Annotated in this window: 12 protein-coding genes; 3 read left to right on the top strand and 9 right to left on the bottom strand. The window is 72.8% G+C overall.

Annotated elements, in window-relative coordinates; translation table 11 throughout:
- Positions 1–39: 39 nt before the first annotated feature.
- Positions 40–459 carry a DUF6220 domain-containing protein gene (locus tag ACZ60M_RS18225; RefSeq protein ID WP_465419509.1) on the bottom strand — a complete coding sequence of 140 codons (420 nt, stop codon included), beginning with the start codon at positions 457–459 and terminating at the stop codon, positions 40–42.
- Entirely contained in the window at positions 452–1,471 is a 1,020-nt protein-coding gene (locus ACZ60M_RS18230; protein ID WP_465419511.1) for a carboxymuconolactone decarboxylase family protein, read from the bottom strand. The genes ACZ60M_RS18225 and ACZ60M_RS18230 overlap by 8 nt, the downstream gene beginning before the upstream one ends.
- Positions 1,472–1,690: 219 nt before the next feature.
- Between ACZ60M_RS18230 and ACZ60M_RS18235 the strand changes: the two genes are divergently transcribed.
- Complete coding sequence (locus ACZ60M_RS18235; RefSeq protein ID WP_465419513.1) at positions 1,691–2,854, top strand: sensor histidine kinase; 1,164 nt, start codon at positions 1,691–1,693, stop codon at positions 2,852–2,854.
- A complete protein-coding gene (locus tag ACZ60M_RS18240) occupies positions 2,851–3,510 on the top strand; it encodes a response regulator (RefSeq protein ID WP_465419515.1) in 660 nt (219 codons plus the stop codon). The genes ACZ60M_RS18235 and ACZ60M_RS18240 overlap by 4 nt, the downstream gene beginning before the upstream one ends.
- Here ACZ60M_RS18240 and ACZ60M_RS18245 read toward each other — a convergent pair.
- The 5 genes from ACZ60M_RS18245 to ACZ60M_RS18265 form a co-directional block, all read right to left on the bottom strand.
- Positions 3,507–4,364, bottom strand: a complete 858-nt coding sequence (locus ACZ60M_RS18245) for a YihY/virulence factor BrkB family protein (RefSeq protein WP_465419517.1) — start codon at positions 4,362–4,364, stop codon at positions 3,507–3,509. The genes ACZ60M_RS18240 and ACZ60M_RS18245 overlap by 4 nt on opposite strands.
- A gap of 59 nt (positions 4,365–4,423) precedes the next feature.
- Complete coding sequence (locus ACZ60M_RS18250) at positions 4,424–4,849, bottom strand: DUF7144 family membrane protein (RefSeq protein WP_465419519.1); 426 nt, start codon at positions 4,847–4,849, stop codon at positions 4,424–4,426.
- 281 nt (positions 4,850–5,130) lie between these two features.
- Positions 5,131–5,712, bottom strand: coding sequence for an anthranilate synthase component II (locus ACZ60M_RS18255; RefSeq protein WP_465419520.1), 582 nt, complete (start codon positions 5,710–5,712; stop codon positions 5,131–5,133).
- A gap of 34 nt (positions 5,713–5,746) precedes the next feature.
- On the bottom strand, positions 5,747–5,968 hold the full coding sequence (locus tag ACZ60M_RS18260; RefSeq protein WP_465419522.1) for a hypothetical protein: 222 nt from the start codon (positions 5,966–5,968) through the stop codon (positions 5,747–5,749).
- A gap of 67 nt (positions 5,969–6,035) precedes the next feature.
- Entirely contained in the window at positions 6,036–7,106 is a 1,071-nt protein-coding gene (locus ACZ60M_RS18265; protein ID WP_465419523.1) for a class E sortase, read from the bottom strand.
- Positions 7,107–7,380: 274 nt separating this feature from the next.
- Here ACZ60M_RS18265 and ACZ60M_RS18270 point away from each other — a divergent pair, with 274 nt between their 5' ends.
- Complete coding sequence (locus ACZ60M_RS18270; RefSeq protein ID WP_465419525.1) at positions 7,381–7,644, top strand: cell division protein CrgA; 264 nt, start codon at positions 7,381–7,383, stop codon at positions 7,642–7,644.
- 142 nt (positions 7,645–7,786) lie between these two features.
- On the opposite strand, the gene ACZ60M_RS18275 is transcribed toward ACZ60M_RS18270, so the two are convergent.
- Both ACZ60M_RS18275 and ACZ60M_RS18280 read right to left on the bottom strand, forming a co-directional pair.
- Positions 7,787–8,944 (bottom strand): thiolase family protein, encoded by a 1,158-nt coding sequence (locus ACZ60M_RS18275; RefSeq protein ID WP_465419527.1) that lies wholly within the window; start codon positions 8,942–8,944, stop codon positions 7,787–7,789.
- Positions 8,937–9,455 (bottom strand): YbhB/YbcL family Raf kinase inhibitor-like protein, encoded by a 519-nt coding sequence (locus ACZ60M_RS18280; protein WP_465419528.1) that lies wholly within the window; start codon positions 9,453–9,455, stop codon positions 8,937–8,939. The genes ACZ60M_RS18275 and ACZ60M_RS18280 overlap by 8 nt, the downstream gene beginning before the upstream one ends.
- Positions 9,456–9,676: the final 221 nt, after the last annotated feature.

The raw sequence follows: 9,676 nt of genomic DNA on the forward strand, positions 1-9,676 counted from the left end.
GCGGGGTGTCGCCGCGGGCCGGGTTTCCCGGTTGCGAGTTCAGGCGGTCGCGGGTGCCGCGTCCGTCTCGGCGGGCCTGCGGTCGGCGAGCAGCTGCTTCGCGTACCGACCCGAGGCCTCCGCCAGGCCCATGATCATGAGCGCGTTGATCGCGTGGAAGCCGAAGATGATCTGGCCCGGCGTCGTGCCCGCGACGCTCACCAGTGCGATCACCGACTGCAGGACCACGAGGCCGAGCACGCCCGCCGCCATGCCGACGAGCTTCCCGCCCGCCCGCGACAGCGCCGCGAACAGGATGCCCAGCAGCGCGACCGCCGCGATGAGCCGGCCGTTCATGATGTGCAGCGCGAACGACTCGTCCGGCGAGCCGGACCCGATCGCGCCGTAGCCCGCCAGGAAGAACTGGAGGCCGATCAGGACGTGCAGGACGCCGATCCAGACCCGGTAGAACCTAAGCATCGGAAGCCTCCAGAGCGTTGCTGCGCGTCTCGATCTCGTCCTGCAGGGCGTCGACGCCCGTCATCGTGCCGTAGGCGAGCAGGTGGACCACGCAGTGGTCCGAGTGCTTCTCGCCCCGCCAGGAGTCCACAAGAGACTCGTTCACGGCGCTCGGGCTGATCGCCGCCGCCACCGCGAGCCGGGCGCCCAGCGCGGGCCCGTCCTCCAGGCCGCCGCCGTCCACCAGCTCCGGCAGGCCCGCACCGATCGCATCCTCGCGGACGCCGACCGTGCGCGCCACGGCCTCCGCCGCGTCCCCGCCGATCAGGCCCGGGCCCGCCGACGCCGCGTACGCCCGCAGATGCGCGTACGCCACGCCCACAGGCGAACCCGCCGCCCACGCCGGCTCGCGCATCCGCAGCCCCCGGGCCCAGCCCGGCCGGTCCTCCAGCAGCGCCAGGCTCGCGCCCGGCTCCAGGTCCGCCATGACCGCCGTCCGCAGCGACCGCGACGCCACCGACCGGCCCAGCTTCGTGGCCGTCACCGGATGCGGCGACTCGTTGTGCGCCAGCACCTGCACCAGCCGCGTGATGAACTCGAACACCAGCGCCGTCCCGATGAACCGCGGCGCCGCAGAAGCCTTGAAGGGCCCCTCCGGACCCGGGTCCAGCGCCCACTGCGCCAGCGGCGCCCACTCCTTCGGCGGCGTCCCCGCGCGCAGCCCCTCGGCCAGCGCCGACTCGCCCAGCGCGTGCAGCAGCACCGTGTGCGCGTCCGTGCAGAACCGGCAGCCGTTGCGCACCGCTATCGCGGTCGCCACGACCTCCTTCGCGAGCCGCTCCTGCGGCCCGCCGCACATCAGCGACTCCCGCAGCAGCGACCACATGGACGCCAGCAGCTCCGGCGCGGGCGAGAGCATCTGGAACGGCGCGCCGACCGCGCCCAGCTCCCGCTTCGCCTGCCCGTACACCTCGGCGACCAGGCCGTCCGCCTGTCTGGCCTCGACCGGGTCCACATATCTGATCTGGGGCATGGGGGTCCTCCTCGAATCGCTTCCCGCCGAACCGTTCCGGCCCGGCGGGCCATGACTCCAGACTCCCCGCCGCGAGCCCTGGGCGCGTCGTCCCCGAGCCGACATTCCCGCCCCCGACGAGCGCCGCATCCGGGACCCCCGGCGTACACCCTGCGCCGTACACGGCCGCTGCACCGCGGGCCGACGCCGAGGTGACGGCCCCGCCATAGGATTGGGCCCATGCCGAATCCCCCCGGAAGCCGCCTCACAGGCCTGCGCCTCGACCTCGTCGTCGCCGCGATCCTGCTCGCCGACACGCTCGTCTCGGGCGCGGCCAAAGCCGTCGGCGACGGCCTCGCCTGGTACGGCTGGCCGCTCCTGGCGATCGGCCCCCTCGTGTTCCCGCTGTGGCGGCGCTACCCGCGCGCGGTCATGCTCGTCAGCGTCGGCGCCCTGGTCGCCGGAGGCCACCTCGGCGTCGGCCCGCTCGCAGCCGTCCCGGCACTGGTGGCGATCGCCGTCGCGATGTACCGGGGGCACCGCAGGCTCACCGTCGGCCTGGTCATGCTCGTCTCAGCCGCGACGATGCTCGGCAACTGGGCCGGTGCCGGATTCCACTTCACCGGCGCGGTCATGGAGCAGTCCATGCTCGTCATCGGCTGGCTCCACGTCGCCCTCATCTCCGGCGAGTCCCGCCGCCAGCGGGACGCCTACATGGCCGAGGCCGAGCACACCCGCGAAGAGGCCGTCAAACGCAAGGCCGCCGACGAGCGCGTCCGCATCGCCCGCGAGCTCCACGACTCCCTCACCCACTCGATCTCCGTCATCCGCGTCCAAGCGGGCGTCGCACTCCACCTGGCGCGCAAACGAGGCGAGGAACCGGCGCCCGCGCTCGTCGCCGTCGAGGCGGCCGCCAAGGACGCCACCCGCGAACTGCGCGAGACCCTCACGATGCTCCGCGACGACGAGGGCCACCGCCTCTCCCGCGTCAAGCCCCTCGCCGACCGCTACAGCGGCCTCGGCTTCCACATCGACGTCGACTGCGAGGTCGACGAGACCGCCGTCCTCGACGAGGAGGTCGACCACGCCGCCTACCGCATCGTCCAGGAGGCCCTCACCAACGCCGTCCGCCACTCCGCGGGCGACCGCGTCCGCGTCCGCGTCCGCCGCGGCGACGACGCCCTCCACATCGAAGTCGCCGACAACGGCCGCGCCCGCGACTTCACCCCCGGCCGGGGCCTCACCGGCATGCGCGAACGCGTCGACGCCCTCGGCGGCACCATCACGTTCGGGAACAGCACCGCCGGACCGGACGACGGCTTCACCGTCACCGCCCGCCTCCCCCTCCCCGAACCGCTGATCCCCGCCCAGACCGCCGCGACCGAACCCGGAAGGACCCGATGATCCGCGTACTCCTCGCCGACGACCAGCCGCTCATGCGCGGCGGCTTCCGCGCCCTCATCGACGCCGAGGACGACATGACCGTCGTCGCCGAAGCCGCCGACGGCCCCACCGCCGTCCGCCTCGCGGACGAGTACCGGCCCGACGTCGCCCTCCTCGACGTCGAGATGCCCGGCGGCGACGGCATCACCGCCGTCCGCGCCATCGCCGCCGACGACCGCCTCGCCGACCTGCGCGTCGTCATGCTCACCAACTACTCCTTCGACGCCTACGTCTTCGACGCCCTCCGCGCCGGAGCCGCCGGATACCTCGTCAAGGACACCGAACCCGAAGAGCTCCTGCGCTGCGTCCGCGCCGCCGCCGCAGGCGAAACCCTCCTCTCCCCGCAGATCGCCGCGAAACTCGTCGCCGAGTACGTCGCCCACCCGCCCTCCCGCCTCGCCGGGCAGGTCGAGGGCCTCACCTCCCGCGAGACCGAGATCGTCGCCCTCGTCGCCCGCGGCCTCACCAACGGCGAGATCGCCGAACGCCTCTTCATCAGCCCCGCGACCGCCAAGACCCACGTCCACCGCGCCATGATGAAACTCGCCGTCCGCGACCGGGCCGGGCTCGTCGTCTTCGCCTACGAATCGGGCCTGGTGCAGCCCAAGAGCACCTAGGAGACGCTCGGTTCCGAGGCCTCGCCCCCGGCGGTCCCCGCCGCATCCGCCGCAGGCTCGGCCGCCGCGTTGAACTCCGCGCCGAACACCAACGCCGCGTTCGTGATCCACAGCCACACCAGGAACACGATCACCCCGCCCAGCGCCCCGTACGTCCGGTCGTAGCTGCCGAAGTTCGCCGCGTACAGCCCGAACGCCGCCGACGCCGCGAGCCACAGCACCACCGCCAGCGCCGCCCCGGGCGCGCGCTGGCGCAGCCTCGAGCGTTTCGCAGGGGCGAGCCAGTACAGGAGCGCCACGATCACGACGACGAGGACGATCACCACGGGCCACTTCACCCACGCCCACACGGCGACAGCGGTGCCGCTCGACCCGAGCGCGTCGCCGATCGCGCGCGCCACCGACCCGCCCGTAGCGGCCACGAGCCCGCACACCGCAGTCAGCGCGCCCACGACGAGGGTGAGCACGATCCGGACGATGAGGACCGTCCACCACCTCCGGGTCTCGCCGGTCCCGTTGACCGCGTTGAGGGCCCGCGAGAACGCCGCCACGTAGTTCGACGCCGCCCACAGCGCCGCGACCAGGCCGACCAGGGCCAGGAGTCCCGCCGCGGCCGGGTTCATCTGGAGCCGCGCGACCGCGTCCTCGATGATGTCGTGGCTCTCGCCCGGGGCGAGGGAGGCGACGCCGTCCAGCAGCGCCTCGGTGGCGTCCTCGTCGAGCAGGCCGATCACGGAGGCGCCCACGAGGATCGCGGGGAACAGGGACATCACCGAGTAGTACGTGAGGGCCGCCGCGGTATCGCCGCGGCTGCCTCCGCCGAACCGCTTGGCGGCCTCCCACAGTCTGGCCATAACCCCACGGTGCCAGGCACGGTGGGAGGACGGGCCGGTTCGCGCGAACCCGGCACGCGTCAGAGCCGCCCGGCCGCCTCGCCGCGGGTGCGCGTGGCGAGCACCCAGATGGCGAACACGTCGAGCGCGATCACCACAGAAGCCCACAGTGGATACTGCGGGGCGAGGAGGACCTGGTTGACCGCGGAGACGGCCGCGACCGCGAGCGCCGGAGCGGGGTGCGCGGCCCAGCGCGTGAGGCGCCGTCCCGCGCCGAGCTGGCCCAGGCCGGTGAGGACGGCCGCGAGGCCGATCACGAGGTTCACCCAGCCCCAGCCGGTGTTGTCGCCCCGGTACCAGTAGCCGCCGCCGGTGAACACGAACGCGTCGCCGCCCGCGACGACGTACCCGATGACGACCTGCCAGGCGCCCATGAGCAGCAGCAGGATCCCGGCGAGCGCGGAGCCGCCCGCGCTGCGGCGAGGCAGCCAGTCCTCTTGAGCCATGTGCGTCCCCCCGGGGCGCCGGTCGGCGCCGCTTGCCAGCTTAGGCGACGCGCCGCGCCGCGCGCGGCTTCCACGCCGAAGCGCCGATGCGCAAGGGCCGCATGGCGACCGCCCGGTCTAGGGGGTGTTTAAGAATCCCTGACGGCCGCTATCCGGCCCGTTCGCCCGTTCGCTGCGTTGTCGGGGCCTTTGCATACAACACCGGTATGCAAAGGCCCCTCCGCCTTGCGAGCGAACGAACGGACTCGGATATCGACTCGCCACGGATTCTTAAACACCCCCTAGTCCTTCGGCAGGCGCCGCAGCCAGTTCCCCAGGAGCGCGCTGCCGTCCTCGGTGAGGATCGACTCGGGGTGGAACTGCACGCCCTCGACGTCGAGGTCGCGGTGGCGCAGCCCCATGACCGTCCCGTCGTCGCTCGTGGCCGTGACGACGAGCGGTTCGCGCACGCTGGAGGGCTCGACGGCCAGCGAGTGGTACCTGGTGGCGGTGAACGGGTTCGCGAGCCCGGCGAAGACGCCCTCGCCGTCGTGGCGGATCGGGGAGGTCTCGCCGTGCCGCAGCTCGGCCGCGCGGGTCACCTTCGCGCCCCAGTGCTCGGCGATCACCTGGTGCCCCAGGCACACCCCGAGCACGGGCACCTCACCGGCGAACCGGTCGAGCAGGTCGTGGCCGAGCCGGGCCTCGTCGGGCCGCCCCGGGCCGGGCGAGAGCAGCACCCCGGCAGGGCGCAGCTTCACGGCCTCGTCCGCGTCGGTCCGGTCGGAGCGGCGCACCTCCACCCGGGCGCCCAGCGCCCGCAGGTAGGAGACGATGGTGTGGACGAACGAGTCGCGGAAGTCGACGACCAGCACGCTACGCATCGACGTCTTCCATCACTGCCCCCACCTGTGCGTTCTACTCCCCGTCAGGGGACTCCGCGGTCTTCCAGTCATCGGGGTCGAAGCCCGTGCCCTGGCAGTCGACGCCGGGCGTGCAGGTCTGCTCCTCGCCGGGCGCGCCGCTCTCGGTGTTCTCGACGTTCACCTGCCCGGCCGGGTCGACGTTGCTCCACGGCATGAGCGGGCGCACGGCCGGGAACACGACGTACCACAGCAGCGCGACGACTCCGATGCCCAAGGCGACCGAGCCGATGAGTTTACCCGGTAGCCCCCCGGGGAGCTTCCGCCAGATCCACGAGTACACGTCAGGCCTCCGGGTCGATGGCCGCGTCGGGCAGGTCGCCCGCGGGGTCGCGCTGGATCGTGTCGACGAGCTGGCTGTAGACGACGTACCGCTCGTAGTTGTCCCACCGGGGGTGGCAGGTGAACAGGGTCAGCCAGTAGTCCTCGTCGCCGGGCTCGGTGCCGGGCTCGCCGGGGACGGGCGCGGTGATGTCGACCTGGGTCTCGTTGACGACCACGTGCTCCTGGACCTCGTAGACGTAGAAGTTCTCCTTCGTCTCGATGACGACCTTGTCCCCGGGTTCGAGGGAGCGGATCTCGGAGAAGATCGCGGGCACGTTGTGCCCGGCGAGGGTGAAGTTGCCCTGCTCGCCGGGGTAGGCGCCTTCGAGGAAGCGGCCGGGCGCGTACTCGATGTCGGCCGGCTCGGTGCCTTCGACGAGCGTCCACGACTCGGCCCGGACATCGGGCGCCCACATGCGCGCGAACGCGTCGCCGAGCTCGGGCACGGGCGCGCCGTCCACGCCCTCCTCCTCGACCGCGCCGTCCCAGATCGAGTCGAGGTCGCCCGAGAGGGTCTCCTGCTCGTTGTTGATCTGCTCGGAGACGCCGAAGACCTCGTACCCGGCGTAGAGGAGGACGACCGCGCCGAGGGAGATGAGGACTTCGCCGAGGCCGCGCACGGTGGCGCGGACGCCGCCGTCGTTGCGGTGGCGCTTGACCGAGCGCTTCTTGCGGGCGTCGCTGTCGGCGCCGGCAGGCGCGGGGGTCTCGGCGGCGGGGATCACCGGGAGGATCGCGGTCCCGTCCGGTTCGGGGACGAGGGACTTCTTGGCGAGGCCGGGCGGGCGGAGCGCGGTGGTCCGGTCGGGGTCCTCAGCTGCGGGGATCGGGACTGGGGAGGCAGAAGGAGGGGGGACGCTGGCGCGGCCGGGGGTGCGCGGCGAGCCCGCCGCCGACCCGGCCGCCGGACCTGGCGAGGGCCGCCGGGGCGGCGGAGGCTCGTTCGCGAAGGGGGACCAGTCCTGATCGCTCACCTGGAACTTCGCCTCCGTAGTGCCGGTGTTCTCTTCGTAGGGGGATCTCGTAACCATAACGCGCGAGGCAATCCTAGGGTTGTACCGCGAACCGGGAAATCAACCGAACGGGCAGGTCTGCGCAGTGCCTGCGCGTTCCCCCGGCGGAGCGGGCGCGTGTGCGCGTGTCGCGGTGCGCACCAGGGGCTCCGGCCGCGGCCCGGCTGCTCGCCCCGCTGTACAACCATGCCGTACCTCCCGCGGTGTGAGCTACGCGATGCCGCGCGGACGGCGCGTCACCGGCGGACGGTACCCTGGACGCCGGACATGTCCCTCAGTTGGAGAGTCGTCGATGCCGAAGTCACGTGTGCGCAAGAAGAAGGTCTACTCGAGCTCCGGCGCGGGTACGAGTTCGACCTCGGGCGAGAGCTACGAGCCGAGCCCGATGTGGGTGCCGATCACCGCCGTCGCCCTCATCGTGATCGGCATCGGCTGGCTGACCCTGTTCTACCTCTCCGGCATGGCCTTCCCGGTCGGTGCCTGGGGCTACTGGAACCTCGCGGTCGGCTTCTCCTGCATGGTCGCCGCCCTCCTCGTCCTCTCGAAGTGGCGCTGACCCCGGCGCCCCACTGAAGCCGAGTACCCCTCGCTTCTTGTTCGAAGAGAAAATGTCAGACCCCTGGCGTACTTTTGTGCCAGGGGTCCCTAAGGGCGGATTTATTACGAAATATCGTGATCCGTCCGAATCTTTATTCTCCCTACAAGAGCTCGAGCACGGTCGCGTTCGCCATCCCGCCGCCCTCGCACATCACCTGCAGGCCGCGCCGGGAACCGGTGTCGCGCATGTAGTGCAGCATCGTCGCGGCCAGCCGCGCCCCCGAGGCGCCCAGCGGGTGCCCGAGCGCGATCGCGCCCCCGCGCGGGTTGAGCCGCTCCTCGTCCGCGCCGGTCTCCGCCAGCCACGCCAGCGGGATCGCCGCGAACGCCTCGTTCACCTCGAACACGTCGATCTCGTCCAGGTCGAGCCCCGCGCGCTTGAGAATCCGCGCCGTCGCCGGGATCGGCCCGTCCAGCATGAGCACCGGGTCCGAACCGACCGCGCACGCCGCCGCGATCCGCGCCAGCGGCCGCACACCGAGCCGCCGCGCGTGCTCGTCCGTGGTCACCACCAGCGCCGCCGCCCCGTCCGAGATCTGCGACGACGTCCCCGCCGTCACCGAACCGTCGGCCGTGAACGCCGGCTTCAACCTGGCGAGCTTCGCCATGCTCGTGTCCCGCCGGATGCCCTCGTCCGCCGCCACGCCCGCCAGGGGCGCGATCTCGTCGGCGAACCGGCCGCCGTCGCTCGCCGCCGCGGCCTTCTCGTGGCTGGCGAGCGCGAACGCGTCCATCGCCTCGCGCCCGATCCCGTACCGCTCGGCCACCAGCTCGGCCGCCAGGCCCTGGTTGAACAGCACCGGAGCGGTCGCATCCACATGCGCCGCATAGCGTTCGCGCACCACGGGCCCGTACGGCTCGCCCGCGCCGGAGCCGACACTCGACCCCATCGGCACGCGGCTCATCGACTCGACCCCGCCCGCCACGACCACGTCAGCGTGCCCGGCCAGGACCGCCGCCGCCGCGAACGACAGCGCCTGCTGGCTCGAACCGCATTGGCGGTCCACAGTGGTGCCCGGAATCCGGTCGGGCCAGCCCGCCGCGAGGACGGCGTTGCGCGCGACGTTCCAGGACTGCTCGCCCACCTGCGAGACGCAGCCGAGCACCACGTCGTCGACGGCGTCCGGGCCGAGGCCCGACCGCTCCAGGGCGGCGTTCATCGCGTGCGCGGCGAGGTCCACGGCGTGCACGCCGGAGAGCACGCCGCCGCGCCGGCCCAGCGGCGTGCGGGCGGCGGCGAGGATGACGGCCTCAGGCATTGCGGTACACCGGCGCGATGACGACCCGCGCGATCGCGTTGAACGTCAGGTGGAACGCCCCCACCGCCATCGAGGCGCCCGGGTCGACAGCGACCGGGGCCTTCAGGGCGTGCACGGCGAACAGGTAGCGGTGCTCCGGGTCGCCCGGGGGCGGCGCGGCGCCCGCGTAGCCCACGGTCCCGGAGTCGTTGCGCAGCTGCACCGTCCCCGCGGGCGGCGCGGCGGCCGCGCCGGTCGGCAGCTCGGTGACGGACGCGTCGAGGCCCAGCAGCATCCAGTGCCACCAGCCCGAGCCGGTGGGCGCGTCCGGGTCGAAGCAGGTCACGGCGAACGCGGCCGTCTCGGCCGGGAAGCCCGACCAGGCCAGGTGCGGGGAGACGTCGCTCCCGGCGACCTGGGCGGCGTCGAGCACGGACTTGTCCGCGACGTCGTCGGAGACCAGCGTGAACGACGGGAGCGGGGGCAGGAAATCGTAGGGCCACGGGGCCCTGGTGCGGTCGAGCGACGTCATCGTTCTCCTCAACTTCTCGGCCCGGCCCGCGGCGCCGGCCCTCCCCGCCCGTCCGGGGCGGCAGAGCCGCTTTCGCTTGCGGGGCCGCACTTCCAGCGGTTCCGTCGACGGAACCGTCAAGTACCTCGCGGGGCGCCGGGGCCCCACCTCTGCACCGTATCGCGGCTCGGCCGCCAGTACGAGCGGGCCGCGCGGCGAACCGCCCGGCACGGTCCGAAACG

This window comes from Glycomyces sp. NPDC050141 (assembly GCF_055586545.1).